The sequence below is a fragment of the Buchnera aphidicola (Aphis fabae) genome (assembly GCF_009069125.1).
Lineage (GTDB): Bacteria > Pseudomonadota > Gammaproteobacteria > Enterobacterales > Enterobacteriaceae > Buchnera > Buchnera aphidicola_BB.
This window is the reverse complement of sequence record NZ_CP042427.1, coordinates 228181-249615: the sequence shown is the minus strand read 5'-3', so window position 1 is coordinate 249615 and position 21435 is coordinate 228181. Positions and strand designations below refer to the sequence as shown.

Sequence of the window (21435 nt, the reverse complement as noted above, 5' to 3'; positions counted from 1 at the left end):
GATTTTTATATAGATATTGTGCCATGAATTGAAGGGTAAGGATTATAATTAATAATTTTAAAATCTTCAAAAACATAATTAAATAATGAACGAGGTTTATTTGAGATTATTAATGTTGGTAATTTTCTAGGATTTCTAAGCAGTTGCTTTTTTGCTAATGAAATATGATTATTATACAAATGAATATCACCACCTGTCCATATAAATTCATTTACTTCAAAATTACATTGCTGTGCTATCATATGTGTGAGCATTGCATAACTTGCTATATTAAATGGTAATCCAAGAAAAACATCACAAGAACGTTGATATAGTTGGCAACTTAATCTATTTTTAAATACATAAAATTGAAATAATACATGACAAGGAGGTAAAGACATTTGATTTATTTCTCCAACATTCCAGCTGGATACTAATATTCTACGAGAGTCTGGATCACTTTTTAATTGTTTTATTACATTTTTTATTTGATCGATTTTTTTGCCATCTGATGTGTTCCAACTTCTCCATTGTTTTCCATAAATTGGCCCGAGATTACCAAATTTATCAGCCCAATTATCCCAAATAGATATTTTATTTTTATTAAGATATTTAATGTTAGTTTCTCCTTGAAGAAACCATAAAAGTTCATGAATAATAGCAGGTATATAACATTTTTTTGTAGTAAGAAGAGGAAATCCTTTTTTTAAGTTCAGTCTTATATGATGTCCAAAAATAGATAACGTTCCTGTTCCAGTGCGATCATTTTTTGGATTTCCATTTTTAATTATTTTTTTTATTAATTCTAAGTATTTTTTCATAATATCTCAAAATTCGATTATTTTTTATAATAAGATATAAATATAATAATTATTCCAAATATAACCATTGGAATTGATAATATTTGACCCATTGTAATAAAATTTTGAATTAATCCAATTTGGGGGTCAGGTTCTCGAAATATTTCAGCAATAATTCTTAATATTCCATAACTAAGTAAAAAGAGACCACTAGTACTACCTATAGGTCTTTTCTTTTTATCAAAAAAATAGATTATTAAAAATAATAAAATACCTTCTAAAATAAATTCATAAATTTGGGATGGATGACGAGGCAATGCTCCGTATTTTTCTAATATTGTTTGTAGTTGAGGATATTTTAATACTAATTCTAAATCTTGATTTTTTGCATTTGGAAAAAATACTGCATATGGAAAATTAGGAGCGATACGTCCCCATAATTCTCCATTAATTAAATTTCCTAATCGTCCAGCTCCTAAACCGAAAGGTATTAAAAGACTTATAAAGTCCGAAATAATTAAAATTTTAATTTTATTTTTTATAGCAACATAATACATGCTAATGATTGCCCCTATTAGCCCTCCATGAAATGACATTCCACCTTCCCAAATATGAAATGAACAGAATATATGTTGAGAAAAATATGAAAAATTATAAAAAATTATATATCCTATTCTCCCTCCAATGCAAGAACCTAAAAAAATAGTGTATAGAAACGATTCTATATTAATTTTATTTATTTTTTTTTTTTAATAATTTTTTTCCATAAATAATAGCAAAAATAAAACTAATAACATACATAAATCCATACCAATGTGCAGAAAAAGGACCGATAGAAAAAATAATAGGATTGAATTTTGGAAAATTAATGTACATATCTTTTTTATTCTCTTTTTTGATTGATAGATCTTAAAAAGATTTATTATTGTTCTAAACTTAATAGTTCTTTAATAGTTTGTCTTCTCCTAATAATTTTAAAAGTATTATTTTCTATTAATATCTCTTGAATAAGAGGTCTAGTATTATAATTAGATGACATTGATGCACCATATGCACCTGTATCGTGAAAAACTAAGTAATCTCCTATTTTGATATATGGTAGTTTTCTAGTTTGTATATCTCCTCCTTCTTTTTGTGTGAATATATCTCCTGATTCACATAATGGCCCTCCTATAACTACATCGATTGTTTTGTTTTGTTCAATTTCTCTATTATCTGATGGTATAACAGATATGTAGTGATAACTTCCATACATTGTAGGACGCATTAAATCATTAAATCCAGCATCAATTAAAACAAAATTTTTATTACCCATTTTTTTAATTGCTCTTATTTGAGAAATTAATATTCCTGATTCTGCGACTAAAAATCTGCCTGGTTCAATTTCTAGTTGAATTGATTTATTTAAAAATTTAGAAATCTTTTTTCTTGCTTGATCCCATAAAGTAAAATATTTTTTTATATTAATCGGTTTTTCATTGAATTTATAAGGTATTGGCAATCCTCCTCCGGCAGAAATACATTTTATTTTTTCATTTATTTGTATTACACTTTCTACCATTGCATGACAGACTTTTTTTAAATGTTGATAATTTACACCAGAACCAATATGCATATGTAAACCTATTAATTTTAATTTATATTTTTTTATAATAGGTATTGCTAAATTAGGATTCCAAATTCCATGTTTACTATTTTCTCCTCCAGTATTTGTTTTCTTGCTATGTCCATAACCAAATTTAGGATTAATTCTTAACCAAACATGATGACCTGGAGAAATATTTCCTAATTGTTTTAACATATCTAATGATCCGGCATTTACTGGGATATTATATTTAATAATTTTAGAGAGTGTTTCTTCATCAAATAAATCTGCAGTAAAAACAATTTCATCACTACTTTTTTTAAATCCAGCTACTATAGCTCGTTCTATTTCTCCTAATGATACAGCATCTACTTTTAAATTTTTTTTTCTCATTAAGTTTAAAATATGAATATTAGAACAAGCTTTTTGAGCAAATCTAATAATATCAAATTCTTTTAATAGTTGAATTTTATTATGAATTATATTCGCATCGTAAACCCAAAATGGGGATTGATATTTTTTTATTAGTAATTGAATATTTTTAACGTTAAGATTACTTGTAGTTGTATTAATTAATTGAGGCATTTTTATTCCTATTTATTTTTTTGAAATTTATGTAAACTTTATCTAAAATATGATTTTTATTTTAAAGATGGACGTAAAGTAGGGAATAAAATTACTTCTCGAATACTTTTTTGATTGGTTAAAATCATAATCAAACGATCAATTCCAATTCCTAATCCTGCAGTGGGAGGTAGTCCATATTTTAATGCTTCTATATAATCTGCATCATAAAATATATTTTTATTATTTTCTTTTTCTGTCATTTTTATTTGATTTAAGAACCTAAGTTTTTGATCTTCTGCATCATTTAATTCTGAAAATCCATTACCTATTTCATATCCTGCAATAAATAATTCGAATCTATCAGTAATATTTGGATTTATATTATTACGTCTGGCCAATGGAGATACTTCTACTGGATATTCAGTAATAAAAGTTGGCTGGATTAAATGTTTTTCTACTGTTTTTTCAAAAATTTCGTTTTCTATATTACCTATTTTCCATGCTTCATGTATTTCTATGCCAATATTATTTGCAACTTCTTTAATTGTTTTTAAATTTTTTAAATCAGAAAGACAAATATTTGAATTAAATTTTAAAATAGCTTCTTTCATAGTTAATTGAGAAAATGGTGTTTCAAAATTTAGGTAATATTCTTTATATTCAACTTGATTACTATTAAATAAATAATTTATTATATTTTTTAATAATTTTTCTGTGAACTTCATCATGTATTGATAATCAGAATAAGCAATATATGCTTCCATCATAGTAAATTCAGGATTATGTTTTGTAGAAACCCCTTCATTTCTAAAGTTTCTATTTAATTCAAAAATACGCTCAAATCCACCAATAATTAATTGTTTTAAATACAATTCAGGTGCTATTCTTAAGTACATTGTTTTATTAATTTCATTATGATAGGTTTTAAAGGGACGTGCAGAAGCTCCACCAGGAATATTATGAAGCATAGGAGTTTCTATTTCTAAAAACTGATTTTTTATCATAAATTTCCGAATTAATTGAATAATATTTGAACGATTTTTAAAAATATTATATAGTTGATTATTACTAATTAAATCTAAATATCTTTGTCTATAACGTTTTTCTTGGTTCGATAATCCATGAAATTTATCAGGCAAAGATCTTAATGATTTTGTAAGTATTATAATATTTTCAGCGTAAATAGATAGTTCTTGTGTTTTTGTTTTAAATAAATAACCATTTACTCCTAAAATATCTCCAATGTCCCATTTTTTAAAACATTCATGATAAAATTTAGGTGTAATTGATTTTTCTTTTATGTATACTTGTACTTGTCCTTCTATATCTTGTAGCATGAAAAAAGAAGCTTTTCCCATAATTCTTCTTTGTACCATACGACCAGCAATAGAAACGTGGACATTTATTTTTTCAAGTTCATTACTTGTTTTTCCTCCATATAATTTATGAATTTTTACAGAATTTATAGTTTTTTTAAAATGGTTTGGATAAGAAAATCCATTTTTTTTCATATCAATTAATTTTTCTTTTCTTATACTTTTTTCATTATTTATATTATTAGGTAGATTTTTTTCTTTAAACATTTTAACCTCTATAATCCGGATATTAAGCTTTGCTCGATAAAATCATCTAAATCACCATTTAATACAGATTGTACATCATGTTTTTCTATTCCAGTTCTAAGATCTTTGATTTTTGAATGATCTAATATATAAGAACGTATTTGATTGCCCCAGCTAATATCTAATTTATTATTTTCTATTGTTTTTTGTGCTTGTCTTTTTTTTTGCATTTGTAATTCATATAATTTTGATTTCATTTGTTTTATTGCTTGTTCTTTATTTTTATGCTGAGATCTATTACTTTGACATTGAGTAACAAGATTAGTTGGAATATGAGTAATTCGAACTGCAGATTCTGTTCTATTTACATGTTGTCCTCCTGCACCAGAAGCTCTATATACATCTATTCTTAAGTCAGATAAACAAATTTCAATATTAATTTTTTCTTCTATATCTGGGTATATAAAAACTGAACTAAACGAAGTATGCCTTCTATTTCCTGAGTCAAATGGACTTTTTCTAATAAGACGGTGAATTCCGGTTTCAGTTCTTAACCATCCAAAAGCATATTCTCCAAAGACTTGAACTGTAGCAGATTTAATACCAACTATCTCACCAATAGATTCTTCAATGATTTCAGTTTTAAATCCCTTTTTATCAGACCATTTTAAGTACATTTTTAATAATATTTTTGACCAATCTTGTGCTTCTGTTCCACCAGATCCAGATTGTATATCAATATAACAATTACAATTATCATGTGTCTTTGAGAACATGCGATAAAATTCAAGTTTTTTAATTTTTTCTTCTATTTTTTGTATTTCTATAATAATATCTTTTATTACTGTGTTATCTTTTGTTTCTTTAGCTAACTCTAAAAAAATGTGAGTTTCTTTTAATCTGTTTTCAATTTTATTAATATTATCAACAACTGTATTTAATAAGTTTTTTTCTTTGTTTAATTTAGATATAGATTGTTTTATTTTCCATGTTTCAGGTATTAATAGTTCTAAATTAATTTCTGAAATTCTTAATTTTTTTGTATTATAGTCAAAGATACCTCTTCAAATCATTTTTCCGATGATTTAATGTTTCAATTTTATTGTTTATTATATTAATATCTATCATAATTTTATTATTCTTCTAAAAATTGATTATAAATAATAGTTTATAAAATGTTTTCAATTTAAAAATTAATTTATTTTTTATTATATAGTTAATTATATAAATTTATTTTTTTACTTAATATATTTTACCTATATTACAGGAGAAATAATGTCATTATTTAATTTTCCAAAAAACACTATTTATTCATCAATTCAATTACCTTTAACATTAATTTCTCTTGAAAAATGGTCTATTATTTATGTAGATGGTTCTGATAGTAAAAAATTTCTTCAAAATCAATTAACAATTGATATGAATGATCTAAAAGAAAAACAATATAAAATGTGTGCTTATTGTAATCTACATGGAAAAGTTTATAGTACTATGTTGTTATTTCATTATAGAAAAGGATATGCCTGTATTATAAAAAGAAGTTTGCTTGATTTACAAATTAAAGAATTTAAAAAATATACTATATTTTTACAAGTTCAAATACATCAATTAGATGATGTTTTTTTATTAGGATTATCCGGCAAAAATTCTAAATTGTTCTTATCAACACAATTTATAGATATACCAAATAATAGTATGCCTGTTATTTCTAATGACAAAACAACTATACTTTGGTTTTCAAATCCATGTGAACGATTTTTATTAGTTTTATCTTTAAAAAATTTTTTATTATTAAAACAAAAAATTAATAAAAAAATTGTACTAAATAACAGTAAACAATGGACTTTACTAGATATTGAAGCAGGATATCCAATTATTGGAAAAACTATGTCTCAAAAATTTTTACCACAATCTATTAATTTAGATAAACTTGAAGCTATCAGCTTTAATAAAGGATGTTATTATGGCCAAGAAATAATAGCTCGAATTTTTTATAAAAATTTAAATAAACATTCATTGTATTTATTATCCAGTAAAGGATCAATAAATCCTAAAATCGGATCTATTATTAAAATAAAAATATTAAATAAATGGTTTAGAATTGGTTTTTTATTAGCAATAGTTCATCTATATTCTAATGAAATTTGGATACAAGCAGTATTAAATCAATCTGTAAATATTAAAAATATTTTTAGAATTAGCGGATTTAAAACTATTTTTTTAATTAAAAATTAACATTTCTTAAATATTTTTATTTTATAAAAATTATATTATATATATAATATTTTTTATTTTAATAAAAATATTTATTAAAAATTTAGAAAATACTTTTAAAAACATCATGTCACAAGGTATTCTTTTTATTATTTCAGCTCCAAGTGGAACAGGAAAATCTAGCTTAATTAAAGGATTATTAAAAACGAAATGTTTATATAACATTCAAGTTTCTATATCTCATACTACTAGAATAATGAGACCTGGTGAATCTCATGGAAAACATTATTATTTTATATCTAAAAAAGAATTTAGAGTAATGATTCAAAAAAAATCTTTTTTAGAATATGCAAAAGTATTTAATAATTATTATGGAACTTCACGTGAATTTATTGAAAAAATGTTAATTTCTGGAATTGATGTTTTTCTTGATATTGATTGGCAAGGAGCTAATCAAATTCGATATAAAATACCTAATACAAAAAGTATTTTTTTATTACCTCCATCTAAGGATGTTTTGTATCAAAGACTACGATCAAGAGGTCAAGATAGTGATACAGTAATTTCAAAAAGAATGGAAAAAGCTGTAGATGAAATGAATCATTATTCAGAGTATGATTATTTGATTATTAATGATAATTTTGAAAAAGCTATAAATGATTTAAAAACTATTATTATTGCTGAACATTTATGTTTATTTCATCAAAAAAAGAAACATAATATATTGATTTCTCAATTATTAAATAATTAATTTTATAAAAAATGAATCATTTAAAAAAATGATTTTTAGATTATTTTTATATTTTAATATGAATGTATTTTTTATTTTAAAATTATTTATATAATTCTATTGATGAAATAGAATTATATAATTAATAAAAATTTTTAATATTTAATATTTTTAATTAATTGGATTATTTTTATTTCGATTCGCTTTTTTGCGTTCATTTTCTTTTAAATATCGTTTTCTTAAACGTATTGAACTAGGTGTAATTTCAACTAATTCATCATCATTAATAAAAGATAATGCTTCTTCTAAGCTAAATTTTTTATAAGTTGTTAACACTATAGCTTCATCAGTTCCTGAGGCTCTCATATTAGTTAATTTCTTTCCTGTTAAGCAGTTTACAGTTAAGTCATTAGAACGATTATGTAGTCCTATTATTTGGCCTTCGTACACTTCAGTACCGTGTCCTAAAAATAATGTGCCTCTTTCTTGTAAATTAAATAAAGCAAATCCTACAGCCATTCCTTTTCCATTAGAAATTAAAACACCGTTTTTTCTTTGCCCAATTTCATTTTTTTGATTTTTTTCATAATGACTAAAAGATGTACAACATATGCCAGTTCCTGAAGTTATACTCATAAATTCAGAACGAAACCCTATTAATGCTCTGCTTGATAAAATATATTCAAGACGTACTCTTTTATTTGGATCTATAACCATATTTTTTAATTCACCTTTTCTCTCTCCTATAAATCGCATAATATTTCCTTGATGTTTTTCTTCAATATCTAATGTTAAATATTCAAAAGGTTCTTGTGTAATACCATTTATTTTTCTAAAAATAATTTTTGGACGAGACACTTCTAATTCAAATCCTTCACGCCGCATATTTTCAATTAATATAGATAAATGTAATTCGCCTCGTCCAGATACAGAAAAAATATTCGCATCTTTTGTTTCTTTTATTTGCAAAGCAACATTGTGCATAGTTTCTTTTTTTAATCTTTCTAATATTTGACGAGATGTAATATATTTTCCTTCTTTTCCAGAAAAAGGCGATGTGTTCACTGAAAAAAACATATTTACTGTAGGTTGATCAATATTTAATATTGGTAGGGGTTTTAAATTTTCTGGATGACAAATTGTATCAGAAATATTTAGTTCATTAATACCTGTAATCGCAATTATATCTCCAGCTTCACCTTTATCTACTTCTATTCGTTTTATTCCAAAATAATTTAGTACTTTACTAATTTTTCCATTTTTATGATTACCTAAGTGATCAATAACGGTTACTAATGCATTGCTTTTTATATGACCTTGCTTAACTCGTCCAACACCTATTAATCCTAAATAATTATCATAATCCAGCTGTGAAATTTGCATTTGAAATTTTTCATTTGGATCTACATTAGGAGCAGGTACATATTTGATAATTGCTTCATATAGCGGTGTCATGTTTTTTTCTAATTTAAGATAATTAACACCAGAAGTCCCAAAGATTGCAGAAGTATAAATAATAGGAAAATCAAGTTGTTTATCATTAGCATCAAGATTTACAAATAAATCAAATACTTGATCTACAACCCAATCAGGACGAGAATTTTTTCGATCAATTTTATTAATTACTACAATAGGATTAAGTCCATATTTAAAAGCTTTTTGAGTAACAAAGCGTGTTTGTGGCATCGGTCCATCTAAAGCGTCTACTACTAATAAAACCGAGTCCACCATAGACATTACTCTTTCTACTTCACCTCCAAAGTCTGCATGACCAGGTGTGTCTACAATATTTATTTTATATTCTTTCCATTTTATAGAAGTATTTTTAGATAAGATTGTAATACCTCTTTCTTTTTCTAAATCATTTGAATCCATAATACGTTCAGTTTTTTCTTCATGCTTTTTAAAAGTTCCTGATTGTTGCAATAGTTGATCAACTAATGTAGTTTTTCCATGATCAACATGTGCTATAATCGCAATGTTTCTGATTTTTTGATGCATTTTTTTTCCTTTAAAATTTCATTTTTAAAATATTTAAATATAGTTTAGATTTTTTTGATAAAGTATTAGAAAAGATTAAATTTTGAGGATGATTTTTAATACTAAAAAATATATTTTTTAGTTTTTAAATAGAGTGTTTTAATAAATTTTAATTTTAAAAGTTAAGGTTAAATTTTGAGCATTATCAATTATAATAAAACTTTTTTTTTAAAAAGTATTTCTAAAATTTCTGATATAAATATTGAATATGGAATTGAAATTGCTTTTATTGGATATTCTAATTCAGGTAAATCTAGTGCTATTAATTCTTTAGCAAATCAAAAAAAACTAGCTAGATGTAGTAAAACACCTGGTTGTACTCAGTTGATTAATTTTTTTCAAGTTATTTCTAATTTTAGAATAGTTGATCTTCCTGGTTATGGTTATGCTAAATGTCCAATATCAATAAAATTAAAATGGGAGAAATTAATATATAGTTATTTAAAAGAAAGAAAACCTTTAAAAGGTTTAGTTTTTTTAATGGATATTAGAAATCCTTTGAAAGTTTATGATCAATATATTATTAATATAGCCTTAGATCAGAATATACCAATTTTTATACTATTAACTAAATGTGATAAGCTTACATTAAGCCAGCAAAAAATACAATTTCAAAATGTATATAAAAAGTTAAAAATTTTTTTAAACGAAGTTCATATTGAATTATTTTCATCATTTAAAAAAATAGGTGTTAAAAAATTGCAATCTCAATTAAATATTTGGTATAAAAAATATCAATAATTTTTAAATTAAAATCAATTTTTTATAAGTGTTTGTTTTGTTTAATATTATATTTTTCAATCATATTGGACAATTTTTCAAAACATATTTTTTTTAAAAAAATATCATTAGAATTTATATAGATAGGTATATCTAACTTTATTTTCGCTAATTTATATGAAAGTAAAGCAGTATCTTTATATTTTTTTAATTGAGTGTAAATATTTTTAGCATTTCTTAAAGATAAAAGTTGTATTTTTTCAATATTATTATAAATATTTTGAATATTTGAAAATTTTTGAAGTAAAAATAAAGCAGTTTTTATCCCGATCTTAGGAACTCCTGGAATATTATCGGATTTATCTCCCATAAGCGCTAAAAGATCAATAAATTCTAGAGGATTAATACCATATGTTTTTTGTATTTTGCTTGGAGTAATAATTTCATTATTACTTGTATTTAATATACTAATATTATTTGTTACAAGTTGTATCATATCTTTATCACAACTTACGATTAATACTTGTTCTCCGGATTTTTCAATTTTATGTGCAAAACTACCAATAATATCATCTGCTTCTATACCAGGAATACTTAGAGTTTTAATACCAATTTCTTTTAATATATAAAAAAGAGGTTTTATTTGAATATAAAGTGAATTAGGCATTTTAGGTCTATTTTTTTTATATTCGGTAAATATTTTATTTCTAAAAGTTTTTTTAGATGAATCAAATATAATAATAATTTTTTTTGAATTATAGTATTTGACTAAAATATTTTTTATTGTTTTTAATATACCATATATTGCTCCATATGGATTTTCTTGATCATTTTTAAAATATTGGAAAGTAAAATACGAACGATATAAATATAAAGTTCCATCTATTATAATTACTGGTTTTTTATTTATGTAATACATTTTTTATCTTATTTTTAAAAATATTATTAAAATATAATGTTAATTTTAAATTAATTTTTATCAAAAAAATACTTTTATAATTAAATCATATTAAATAAATAAGTATTTTATAAAAATTTTATTTATAAAAAATAAAATTTTTTAAATATATTTAAATAATTTATACAAAATATTATTTTAATTTTTATTATTTATTGATAATAAAAATTTAATTAATTCTATATATTTTTTTGAAAAATTTTTTTTAAATAACATCTCTAATTGAGAATATTCAATTGTATATTTTCCATTTATTAATATAGCTGGAACATAATCTAATTTTAATTTTTTTATATCATTATTGTTTTTTTGAATTAATATTTTTATAAAAAAGCTATTCCAAAATTGATTATATTTTTTTAAACTGATTCCGGTTTTTTCTAAAAATATATTTTTAATATGATTAATATTATTTAGTGTATGAGTTTCTTGGATGCCTTTGAAAATAGGAATTATTATTTTTTCTTCAACTCCCATTTGTTCTGCTATAATCCATGTTTTTGTTAATATTTTTCCAAATTCTCCTCCTAAAAAATTAACATGATATGTTTTTATGCTTTTATTTTTGTTGATTTTTTTTCGTATTAAATTTCTAATATCATATGTTTTTTCAAGTTCATAACAATATGGGCACAAAAAAGAAAAAAATTGCATGATTTTAGGAGTATTAGAAATATATTTTTTTCTTATATGGTATTCTTTCGTATTAGTAAATTCTACAGCTAAAGTAGTATAAGAAAAAAGTATAATATATAAAAAAATTAATATTTTTTTCATTTGTGATCCAAATTTATTTTTTAATTCTTAGAAAAATCAATATTATTTAAAATAATTTATTTCAAAACAATATTTTTATATAATGTGAAATAGTTTAACTTAACATTTTTTTTTAAATCAAGATTCATTTTAAATAATTTTAATATTAATTAAATTTCCAATGACAAAAGATAAATTTTTTTCTAAAAATAATACTCATACTCCCATGATAAAACAGTATTTGTCTTTAAAATCAAAATATCCTGATATGTTGCTTTTTTATCAAATGGGTGATTTTTATGAATTATTTTATGATGACGCAAAACGTATTTCAAAACTTTTAAAAATTACATTAACGAAAAAAGGTTACTCAAATAATAATATTATACCGATGGCTGGAGTCCCATGTCATACTGCAGAATATTATCTTGCTAAACTTGTAAAATTAGGAGAATCTATTGCAATATGCGATCAAATTAAAGATGAAATTTTTGAAAATAAATTAATTCATCGTAAAGTAGTTCGAATTATTACCCCTGGTACTATTACCGATGAAGCTTTTCTTGAAGATAATCAAGATAATTTTATTGGATCAATTTGGAAAGAAAAAAATAAATTTGGATATGCTATTTTAGATCTTTCTTTAGGTTTTTTTGGTGTTTCTGAACATTGTTCTATAAGTTCTTTGCTTTCAGAGATTGAACGTACGAATCCAAAGGAATTATTACATTCAGATAATTTTGAAGATGTTCAATTAATTCCAAAAAAAAGTTGTTTACGTAATCGTCCTCTATCTGATTTTGATTTAGATAGTTCATATAAGTTGTTAAACTTTCAATTTAAAACTTGTACTTTAGATGGATTTGGTATTAAAAAAAATCATTTTATTATACGTCCTGCTGGATGTTTATTACAATATACTAAATTAATGCATATGAGTCTTTTACCTCATATTCAAGAGATAAAAGTTAATTATATAAAAAACGATATTGCTATGAATTCTAGCACTCGTAAAAGTCTTGAAATTACTGAAAATATTTTAGGAGAAAATCATCATACTTTATTTTCTATATTAAATAGAACAGTAACTTCTATGGGTGGAAGATTGTTAAATAGATGGTTAAAATCTCCATTAAAAAATTATGAGTTAGTTAAAAATCGTCAAAAAATAATTAAACTAATTCAACCATATTATCAAGAAATACAAGGTGTTTTACGTCAAGTTAGTGACTTAGAAAGAATATGTTCAAGATTAGCTTTACGCACTGCTTTACCTCGAGATTTTACACGATTTCGTTCGACGTTAGAAATACTTCCTGATTTACATATAATACTAAAAAAAATAAATTCTAAAAATATTAAAGAAATACGCATAAAGATTAGTGATTTAAATACAATAAAAATATTATTACAAAAATCTATTAAGTTAAAAGTTCCTGCATCTATTCGAGATGGAGATGTAATAGCACCTGATTATAATAAAGAACTTGATAATTTACGATCTTTAGAAGAAAATTCACAAAACTATTTAAAAAACTTTGAAATTGAAGAGAAAAAAAGATTAATGATTGAGTCTTTTAAATTAGGTTATAATAAAATTATTGGATATTATATTCAAGTTAGTAAACGTCATGCTGAATTAGTGCCAAAATGTTATATTAAAATACAAACTTTAAAAAATATAGAACGTTATCATATTCCATTATTAAAACAATATGAAGAAAAAGTTATTTATTCAAAATTTCAAGCTTTACTTTTAGAAAAAAAACTATACTTAGAATTATTTGATATTATTGATCCGTTTTTATCTCAAATAAAAAATACTTCTTTGGCGTTATCAGAATTAGATGTATTAGTAAATTTAGCTGAACGTGCGATATCTTTAAATTATGTCTGTCCTAAAATGACTAAAAAATATGGTATTTCTTTATTAGATAGTCGGCATCCAGTGATAGAATATTATTCAAAAAATCCGTTTATAAATAACTCGGTTTTATTATCTAAAAAGCAACGAATGTTACTTATTACTGGTCCTAATATGGGTGGTAAAAGCACCTATATGAGACAAGTAGCTATTATTGTAATAATGGCATGCATAGGTAGTTTTGTTCCAGCAAAGTATGCCTATATTGGTCCAGTTGATCAGATTTTTACACGTATTGGTGCTGCAGATGATTTAACCAATGGATGTTCAACATTTATGATGGAGATGACAGAAATATCTAACATTTTGAATAATGCCACTTCTTTTAGTTTAGTTTTAATAGATGAGTTAGGAAGAGGAACATCTACTAATGATGGATTGGCTCTGGCTTGGGCATGTTCTGATTATCTTATTTCTAAAAATAAATCTATGATTTTATTTTCAACTCATTTTGTTGAACTTACAAAGTTAGAAGTATTTTATAAATATATACAAAATATTTATTTTCATGCAATTGAATATGAAGATAATATAGTTTTTTTATATAAAGTTAAACATGGAATATCACAGAAAAGTTATGGTATATCAGTCGCTTCACTATCTGGAATGCCAGGTATAGTAGTAAAGAATGCAAAATTAAAATTAATTGAATTAGAAGGTAAATAGATTTTTATATTAATATATTAAAAATAATAAAATTTTTATTTTTATATATAATTTTTTGATTATTTTATTAGTAGCTAAAAATTAATAATTTCTGTAAATTATATTAAATTAGTTATATTTAATTTTAATTTAATGAAATTTAGGTATTTAGTATAATGAAGAATGAAAATCCTTTTGATTCTATGTTTCCATTAAGCTTAGAGCAAATAGATCTTTTAAAAAAATTTGAACAAAATTTCTCTAAAATTCAATTTTCTTGGCTTTCAGGTTATTTTTGGCATTTAGCTAATCAAGATTATTCTAATGTTGAAAAAAATACAAATACATTCTCTTCAGAGCAAAAAAAAATAGATAATAATATTATTACAATTATATCAGCTTCTCAAACTGGTAATGCTCGACTACTTTCAGAACGTCTTAATAAATATTTAAACGATCACAATAAAAAAAATTATTTAGTTAATGCTTCTGATTATAATTTTAAAAAAATAAACAATGAAAAGTTTTTAATATTAATAATTTCTACTCAAGGTGAAGGTGAACCTCCTGAAGAAGCTTTATCTTTATATAAATTTATTATGTCCAAAAGAGCTCCTAAATTAAATAATCTTCAGTATAGTGTGTTTGCTTTAGGAGACAGTTCTTATAATTTATTTTGTCAAGCTGGAAAAGATTTTGATAAAAGATTTGATGAATTAGGAGGTAAAAAATTACTTAATCGATTAGATGTTGATATTGAATATGAAGATGATTATATTAAATGGTCTAAAGAACTATTAATTACAATTAATAAAATAGATATATCTTTTTCTACTTCTTTTGCTTCAAAAAAAGATTTTTTTTCTAATAAAACTAGTATATATACAAAATATAATCCTGCTATAGCAACTATATTAACTAATCAAAAAATCACTGGTCGGAATTCAACTAAAGATATTCGTCATATTGAATTAAATATTAGTAATTTAAATCTTAAATATACACCTGGTGATGCATTAGGTATATGGTATCAAAACAATAATGATTTAGTAAAAAAAATATTAAAATTGTTATCTATAAAAACATCCGATGTAATTAAAATTAAAAATAAAAATATAAATATTTCTGATGCTTTAAAAAATAATTTTGAGCTAACTAATAATACTAAGAATATCGTAAAGAAATATGCTGATATTACACAAAATAAATTTTTAAAAGAAATAATATTAAGTGATAAAGATTTAGATAATTATGTAAAAAATACACCTTTAATTAATATGATTATCGATTATCCTCAAAAAATTGATTCTCAAAAATTTGTTGATATTTTACGTCCTTTAACTCCTAGATTATATTCTATTTCTTCATCACAATCTGAAATTAATGATGAAATTCATATTACAGTTAGTGTTGTTAAAAAAATTATATCTGGTTGTGTACATTTAGGTGGGGCCTCAGGTTATTTATCAGAGTTATTAAATATTGATGATCCAGTAAAAGTTTTTGTTGAGAAAAATAATAATTTTCGATTACCTCAAAATATAAATACACCAATTATTATGATTGGATCAGGAACTGGTATAGCTCCATATCGATCATTTATACAACAACGAGATAACGATAATGCTACTGGAGAAAATTGGATATTTTTTGGAAACCCGAATTTTACTGAAGATTTCTTATATCAAATAGAATGGCAAAAATATTTAAAGAATAGGATTCTTACTAAAATGACTTTAGCATGGTCAAGAGATCAAGAAAAAAAAATATATATACAAGATAAAATAAGAGAAAATGGACAAGAAATATGGAAGTGGATAGAAAAAAATGCACACATATATATATGTGGAAATGCCTCTAAAATGGCTAAAGATGTTGAAGAAGCACTTTTAGATATTATCAGTCAAAATGGAAGTATGAGTATAGAAAGTTCAAATGAATTTTTAAATAATTTACGTTTAAATAAACGTTATCAAAGGGATGTATATTAATGACAAAAAATTTTAAAAAATCATCTGTAACTCTTACTAAAGAAGAGTATGTTAAAGAAAATAGTAACTATCTTCGAGGAACTATTGTTGATGACTTAAAAAATGAAATTACCAATGGTTTTAGTGGAGATAATTATTCACTAATTCGATTTCATGGTATGTATCAACAAGATGATCGTGATCTTCGTGTAGAACGTAATGAACAAAAATTAGAACCGCGTTATGCTATGATGTTACGTTGTAGATTACCTGGTGGGGTTATATCATCTACACAATGGTTGAAAATTGATTCTTTTGCTAGTAACAATACGTTATATAAAACTATTCGATTAACTAATCGTCAAACTTTTCAAATACATGGTATTTTAAAAAAAAACTTAAAAAATATTCATCAAATATTACATAAAATAGGTTTAGATGCTTTAGGAACTGCAAATGATGTTAATAGAAATGTACTTTGTACATCTGATCCTATGGAATCTGAAGCTCATCAAGAATGCTATGAATGGGCTCGAAAAATTTCTAATTTTTTATTACCTCACACAAAAGCATATGCAGAAATTTGGTTGGATCAAAAAAAAGTTTTTAGTACTGATCATGAACCTATTCTTGGGAAAACGTATTTACCAAGAAAATTCAAAACAACAGTAGTTATACCTCCTCATAATGATGTAGATTTATATGCAAATGATATGAATTTTATAGCTATTATAGAAAATACTAAAATAGTAGGTTTTAATGTATTAATAGGAGGGGGACTATCTATTACTCATGGAAATAAAAAAACTTGGCCTTTTCTTGCTTTAGAATTAGGTTATATCACTCTTGATAAAACTTTATCTGTTGCTAAAGCTATAGTTACAACACAACGAGATTGGGGCAATCGAACTAATCGTAAAAATGCAAAAACTAGATATACTATAAACAATGTAGGGTTTAACATATTTAAAAAAGAAGTTGAAAAAAGAGCAAATATAACTTTTGAACCAATTCGTTCTTATTTATTTAATACTAGAGGAGATAAAATAGGGTGGAAAAAAGATATTAATAATAATTGGAGTTTAACAATATTTGTACAGAATGGACGTATATGTGATAATAATAATCAATTATTAAAATCGGGATTGTTTAAAATTGCAACTGTTCATAAGGGGAATTTTAGGTTAACATCTAATCAAAATATAATTATTTCAGAAATATCAAGTGAAAATAAAAATAAAATTGAAAAAATTGCCATATCCTATGGGTTAATTAAAAAAATTAGTAAATTACGTGAAAATTCTATGGCTTGCGTTTCTTTCCCAACCTGTCCTTTAGCAATGGCAGAAGCAGAACGTATATTACCTTTTTTCATTACTAAACTAGAAAATATCATGTTAAAATATGGAATGCAAAAAGAAATAATTATTGTACGTATTTCAGGATGCCCAAATGGTTGTGGAAGATCTTTGTTATCTGAAATTGGTTTGATCGGAAAATCTATAGGTAAATATAATTTATATATAGGTGGAAATAGGATAGGTAGTAGAATTCCGAAAATATATAAAGAAAATATTACAGAAAAAGAAATTTTAGTACATTTAGAATGTTTAATAAAAGATTGGTCTATTTATCGTCAAGAAAATGAAGATTTTGGTGATTTTATTATTAGAAAAAAAATTGTGAAAGAAGTAATCAATCCTATTCATGACTTTTGGAATTAATAGCGAGAAAAAATGCATTATTTTGATTATAAAAATATAAATATTTTAAATTTTGAAAAAAAAAAAGAATTGTTGTCTGAATGTAATATATTAATGTCTAAATATTCAGCAGAAAAACGTATATCTTGGGCTCTTAGAAAATTACCTGGTATACATGTAACATCATCTAGTTTTGGTATTCAATCAGTTGTATTGTTGCATCTTATAGTTAAACAAGAACCTAATATTCCGATTATATTAATTGATACAGGATACTTATTTCCTCAAACGTATCATTTTATTGATATAATTAAAAAAAAATTAAATTTAAATTTAAAAGTTTTTCGATCAGATATTTCACCAGCGTGGCAAGAAGCAAGATATGGAAAGTTATGGGAACAAGGATTAAAAGGAATTGATTTATATAATAAAATTAATAAAATAAAACCAATGGAGTTAGCTTTAAAAAAATTATCAGTACAAACATGGTTTGCAGGACTACGTCATCAACAGTCTCATAGTAGAAGTAATTTACCATATATTTCTATTCAAAAAGGAGTATTTAAAATACTTCCAATTGTAGATTGGTCTAATCATGAAGTTTATAAATATATAAAAAATAATAATTTAGATAATCATCCTCTATTAAGAGAAGGTTATGTATCTGTAGGAGATGTTCATACTACTCAAAAGTATACACCTGGTATGCTTGAAGAAGACACACGTTTTTTTGGTTTAAAACGTGAATGTGGATTACATAATAATAAAGAATAAGATTTAAAATATTTAAATTTTATACATTAATATTTCAACTTCTTTTGATAAGTATTTATGAAATATTAATGTTATCAGTTGTAATTATTTTGTTAATACTTATTTTTAAAATTTATATAAATTTTTTATTATATTTTATGGGTTTAACGTGGAATATTTACCTATTTTTTTAGATTTAAAATGTAAAAATACATTAGTAATAGGAGCTGGTGACATTGCTTTTAATAAAATTAAATTATTATTACGTGCAAATGCTATAATTAACATTATTGCAAAAGATCTATGTTCTGAAATTAGATACTTATTAGCTCAAAAAAAAATATTTTGGATTGGTCAAGAATTTAAAATATCTTATTTAAAAAATGTTTTTTTAGTAATAGCAGCTACTAATAATACTGAGTTAAATAAAACAATCTTTGAAAAATGTAGTAAATTAAGAATATTAGTTAATGTAGTAGATGACCAATCAAAATGTTCTTTTATTTTTCCTTCTATTATCGATCGTTCTCCTATAATATTAGCTATTTCTTCAGGTGGAACAGCACCAGTTTTACTTCGTTTATTACGTGAAAAAATTGAAGCAATACTTCCAAAAAGATTAGGTAATATTGCTAATATGGCTGGGAAATGGAGAAAAATAATTAAAGAAAAATTTTCTAATGTTTTAGAAAGAAAACGTTTTTGGGAAAAACTATTTAATAGTATTTTTGTTCAACATATTATTAATGGAAAGGAAAAAAAAGCAATTTCTACTATAGAAAAAATGATTACACAACCGAATACATTAATAGGAGAAATTATCTTAGTTGGTGCTGGACCTGGAAATAGTGACTTATTAACTTTAAGAGCATTGCAAGTAATGCAAGAAGCAGATGTGGTTTTATATGATAATTTAGTTTCTAAAGATATATTAAATCTTATTCGTAGAGACGCAAAATGTATTTATGTTGGAAAACGTGCTGGATTAAAAAGTATTACTCAAAAAAAAATTATAAAGTTATTAATTTTTTTAGCTAAACAAGGTAAAAGAGTAGTGCGTTTAAAAGGAGGAGATGCTTTTATATTTGGTAGAGGAGGCGAAGAATTAGAAGCTGCAAAAAATGCAAATATTAATGTTCAAGTTGTTCCTGGGATTACTGCTGGAATTGGTGTTTCTGCTTATGCTGGTATACCATTAACACACCGTGATTATGCACAAGGAGTAATATTTATTACGGGTTGTAAATGTATCAATAATATTTCAAATAATTGGTCTGTTTTATCGGATCCTTCTTATACTTTAGTTGTTTATATGGGAAGTTTAAAAGCTTTAGAAATTTCTAAAAAACTCATTTTACATGGTCGTTTAAAATCTACTCCAATAGCGATTATTAGTCAAGGTACTACTATAAATCAACAAGTTCTGATAGGTCGTTTAGATGAAATTGATAAAATATTTAAACTTACTGTAAGTCCAACTTTATTAATTATCGGACCAGTAGTTCTATTGCATAGAAAACTAAAATGGTTTAAAAATCTTTCTAATTTTAATAATCTTAAGACTACCTCTTCAGTAATAAACATATAAGGAAATATAATGTTTAAAAAAAATACTACTCATCTACGTCAATTAGAATCAGAAAGTATTTATATAATGAGAGAAGTAATAGCAGAATTTGAAAATCCTGTCATGCTTTATTCTATTGGTAAAGATTCTTCTGTGATGTTACATCTTGCAAAAAAATCTTTTTATCCTGGGCGTTTACCATTTCCACTATTACATATAGACACTGGTTGGAAGTTTAAAGAAATGTATACTTTTAGAGATCATATTGCTAAAAGTGATAACTTAGAAGTTATTATACATTATAATATGCAAGGTAAGTTATTAGGTCTTGATCCTTTTAAAGATAATAACTCAAAATATACTGATATAATGAAAACAGAAGCATTAAAAGAAGCAATAAATAAATATAAGTTTGATGCTGCTTTTGGTGGCGCTAGAAGAGATGAAGAAAAATCTCGTTCTAAAGAGCGAATTTACTCATTTCGTGATGCTTTTAATCAATGGGACCCAAAAAAACAACGTCCAGAATTATGGTGGAATTATAACAGTCAAATAAATAAAGGAGAAAATATTCGTGTTTTTCCATTATCAAATTGGACTGAATTAGATATTTGGCAATATATTTTTTTAGAACAAATTGAAATTGTTCCTCTATATTTTGCAGCTATACGTCCAGTTTTAGAAAGAAATGGTGTTCTTTTAGTAATTAATGATAAACGTATTAAACTAAATTCAAATGAAAAAATTAATTATAAAATGGTTCGATTTAGAACATTAGGTTGTTGGCCTTTAACTAGTGCAATTGAATCAACTGCTCAAACTCTTCAAGATGTTATTAAAGAAACATTAATAACTAAAACTAGTGAACGAACAGGTCGATCTATTGATTATGATCAAAAAAATTCAATGGAATTTAAAAAAAGACAAGGTTACTTTTAACAATATGTTTAATATAGGTTAAA

At 24.0% G+C, this 21435-nt stretch carries 16 protein-coding genes and 1 pseudogene; 9 read left to right on the top strand and 8 right to left on the bottom strand.

Going from position 1 to position 21435, the window contains the following annotated elements:
* Nucleotides 1-5 precede the first annotated feature (5 nt).
* The 5 genes and pseudogenes from thyA to prfB all read right to left on the bottom strand — a co-directional run bounded on the left by thyA (nucleotide 6) and on the right by prfB (nucleotide 5621).
* Nucleotides 6-800 (bottom strand): thymidylate synthase, encoded by a 795-nt coding sequence (gene thyA, locus FQV33_RS01180; protein ID WP_158347864.1) that lies wholly within the window; start codon nucleotides 798-800, stop codon nucleotides 6-8.
* A 17-nt stretch (nucleotides 801-817) separates the two neighbouring features.
* Nucleotides 818-1655: pseudogene (gene lgt, locus FQV33_RS01175) on the bottom strand (prolipoprotein diacylglyceryl transferase).
* 46 nt (nucleotides 1656-1701) lie between these two features.
* Nucleotides 1702-2949 carry a diaminopimelate decarboxylase gene (gene lysA, locus FQV33_RS01170; protein ID WP_158347862.1) on the bottom strand — a complete coding sequence of 416 codons (1248 nt, stop codon included), beginning with the start codon at nucleotides 2947-2949 and terminating at the stop codon, nucleotides 1702-1704.
* A gap of 56 nt (nucleotides 2950-3005) precedes the next feature.
* The gene (lysS, locus tag FQV33_RS01165; RefSeq protein WP_158347860.1) at nucleotides 3006-4514 is read right to left on the bottom strand and encodes a lysine--tRNA ligase; all 1509 of its coding nucleotides are present in this window, start codon (nucleotides 4512-4514) and stop codon (nucleotides 3006-3008) included.
* Between the two features lie 8 nt (nucleotides 4515-4522).
* A protein-coding gene (gene prfB / locus FQV33_RS01160) for a peptide chain release factor 2 (RefSeq protein ID WP_193201187.1) occupies nucleotides 4523-5621 on the bottom strand; the annotation gives its coding sequence in 2 pieces (ribosomal slippage) (nucleotides 4523-5545 and nucleotides 5547-5621; 1098 coding nt in all).
* Between the two features lie 147 nt (nucleotides 5622-5768).
* Here prfB and ygfZ point away from each other — a divergent pair.
* Both ygfZ and gmk read left to right on the top strand, forming a co-directional pair.
* Entirely contained in the window at nucleotides 5769-6728 is a 960-nt protein-coding gene (gene ygfZ, locus FQV33_RS01155; protein ID WP_158347858.1) for a tRNA-modifying protein YgfZ, read from the top strand.
* Nucleotides 6729-6834: 106 nt separating this feature from the next.
* Nucleotides 6835-7458 (top strand): guanylate kinase, encoded by a 624-nt coding sequence (gmk, locus tag FQV33_RS01150; protein WP_158347856.1) that lies wholly within the window; start codon nucleotides 6835-6837, stop codon nucleotides 7456-7458.
* A gap of 150 nt (nucleotides 7459-7608) precedes the next feature.
* Here gmk and typA read toward each other — a convergent pair whose 3' ends face one another.
* Nucleotides 7609-9438 (bottom strand): translational GTPase TypA, encoded by a 1830-nt coding sequence (gene typA / locus FQV33_RS01145; RefSeq protein WP_158347854.1) that lies wholly within the window; start codon nucleotides 9436-9438, stop codon nucleotides 7609-7611.
* Between the two features lie 174 nt (nucleotides 9439-9612).
* Between typA and yihA the strand changes: the two genes are divergently transcribed.
* Nucleotides 9613-10218 carry a ribosome biogenesis GTP-binding protein YihA/YsxC gene (gene yihA / locus FQV33_RS01140; RefSeq protein ID WP_158347852.1) on the top strand — a complete coding sequence of 202 codons (606 nt, stop codon included), beginning with the start codon at nucleotides 9613-9615 and terminating at the stop codon, nucleotides 10216-10218.
* Nucleotides 10219-10240: 22 nt separating this feature from the next.
* Here the strand turns inward: yihA and FQV33_RS01135 are convergent, their stop codons facing one another.
* Nucleotides 10241-11116: a 5'-3' exonuclease gene (locus FQV33_RS01135; protein WP_158347850.1), complete on the bottom strand. Its 876-nt coding sequence runs from the start codon at nucleotides 11114-11116 to the stop codon at nucleotides 10241-10243.
* Between the two features lie 177 nt (nucleotides 11117-11293).
* A complete protein-coding gene (locus FQV33_RS01130; protein WP_158347848.1) occupies nucleotides 11294-11932 on the bottom strand; it encodes a DsbA family protein in 639 nt (212 codons plus the stop codon).
* Nucleotides 11933-12092: 160 nt separating this feature from the next.
* On the opposite strand from FQV33_RS01130, the gene mutS reads away from it, so the two are divergent.
* The 6 genes from mutS (at nucleotide 12093) to cysD (ending at nucleotide 21412) form a co-directional block, all read left to right on the top strand.
* Nucleotides 12093-14501 carry a DNA mismatch repair protein MutS gene (gene mutS / locus FQV33_RS01125; protein ID WP_158347847.1) on the top strand — a complete coding sequence of 803 codons (2409 nt, stop codon included), beginning with the start codon at nucleotides 12093-12095 and terminating at the stop codon, nucleotides 14499-14501.
* Nucleotides 14502-14656: 155 nt separating this feature from the next.
* The gene (locus FQV33_RS01120; protein ID WP_158347846.1) at nucleotides 14657-16471 is read left to right on the top strand and encodes an assimilatory sulfite reductase (NADPH) flavoprotein subunit; all 1815 of its coding nucleotides are present in this window, start codon (nucleotides 14657-14659) and stop codon (nucleotides 16469-16471) included.
* A complete protein-coding gene (gene cysI, locus FQV33_RS01115) occupies nucleotides 16471-18174 on the top strand; it encodes an assimilatory sulfite reductase (NADPH) hemoprotein subunit (RefSeq protein WP_158347844.1) in 1704 nt (567 codons plus the stop codon). Before FQV33_RS01120 ends, cysI begins: the two co-directional genes overlap by 1 nt.
* 12 nt (nucleotides 18175-18186) lie before the next feature.
* On the top strand, nucleotides 18187-18927 hold the full coding sequence (locus tag FQV33_RS01110) for a phosphoadenylyl-sulfate reductase (RefSeq protein ID WP_158347842.1): 741 nt from the start codon (nucleotides 18187-18189) through the stop codon (nucleotides 18925-18927).
* A 148-nt stretch (nucleotides 18928-19075) separates the two neighbouring features.
* Complete coding sequence (gene cysG / locus FQV33_RS01105; protein WP_158347838.1) at nucleotides 19076-20494, top strand: siroheme synthase CysG; 1419 nt, start codon at nucleotides 19076-19078, stop codon at nucleotides 20492-20494.
* Between the two features lie 9 nt (nucleotides 20495-20503).
* Nucleotides 20504-21412: a sulfate adenylyltransferase subunit CysD gene (gene cysD, locus FQV33_RS01100; RefSeq protein ID WP_158347836.1), complete on the top strand. Its 909-nt coding sequence runs from the start codon at nucleotides 20504-20506 to the stop codon at nucleotides 21410-21412.
* Nucleotides 21413-21435: the final 23 nt, after the last annotated feature.

Bases quoted from the DNA above. Each gene is read 5' to 3' on its own strand.
- thyA (WP_158347864.1), bottom strand. From the start codon at position 800: ATGAAAAAATACTTAGAATTAATAAAAAAAATAATTAAAAATGGAAAT.
- lysA (WP_158347862.1), bottom strand. From the start codon at position 2,949: ATGCCTCAATTAATTAATACAACTACAAGTAATCTTAACGTTAAAAAT.
- lysS (WP_158347860.1), bottom strand. From the start codon at position 4,514: ATGTTTAAAGAAAAAAATCTACCTAATAATATAAATAATGAAAAAAGT.
- ygfZ (WP_158347858.1), top strand. From the start codon at position 5,769: ATGTCATTATTTAATTTTCCAAAAAACACTATTTATTCATCAATTCAA.
- gmk (WP_158347856.1), top strand. From the start codon at position 6,835: ATGTCACAAGGTATTCTTTTTATTATTTCAGCTCCAAGTGGAACAGGA.
- typA (WP_158347854.1), bottom strand. From the start codon at position 9,438: ATGCATCAAAAAATCAGAAACATTGCGATTATAGCACATGTTGATCAT.
- FQV33_RS01135 (WP_158347850.1), bottom strand. From the start codon at position 11,116: ATGTATTACATAAATAAAAAACCAGTAATTATAATAGATGGAACTTTA.
- FQV33_RS01130 (WP_158347848.1), bottom strand. From the start codon at position 11,932: ATGAAAAAAATATTAATTTTTTTATATATTATACTTTTTTCTTATACT.
- mutS (WP_158347847.1), top strand. From the start codon at position 12,093: ATGACAAAAGATAAATTTTTTTCTAAAAATAATACTCATACTCCCATG.
- FQV33_RS01120 (WP_158347846.1), top strand. From the start codon at position 14,657: ATGAAGAATGAAAATCCTTTTGATTCTATGTTTCCATTAAGCTTAGAG.
- cysI (WP_158347844.1), top strand. From the start codon at position 16,471: ATGACAAAAAATTTTAAAAAATCATCTGTAACTCTTACTAAAGAAGAG.
- FQV33_RS01110 (WP_158347842.1), top strand. From the start codon at position 18,187: ATGCATTATTTTGATTATAAAAATATAAATATTTTAAATTTTGAAAAA.
- cysD (WP_158347836.1), top strand. From the start codon at position 20,504: ATGTTTAAAAAAAATACTACTCATCTACGTCAATTAGAATCAGAAAGT.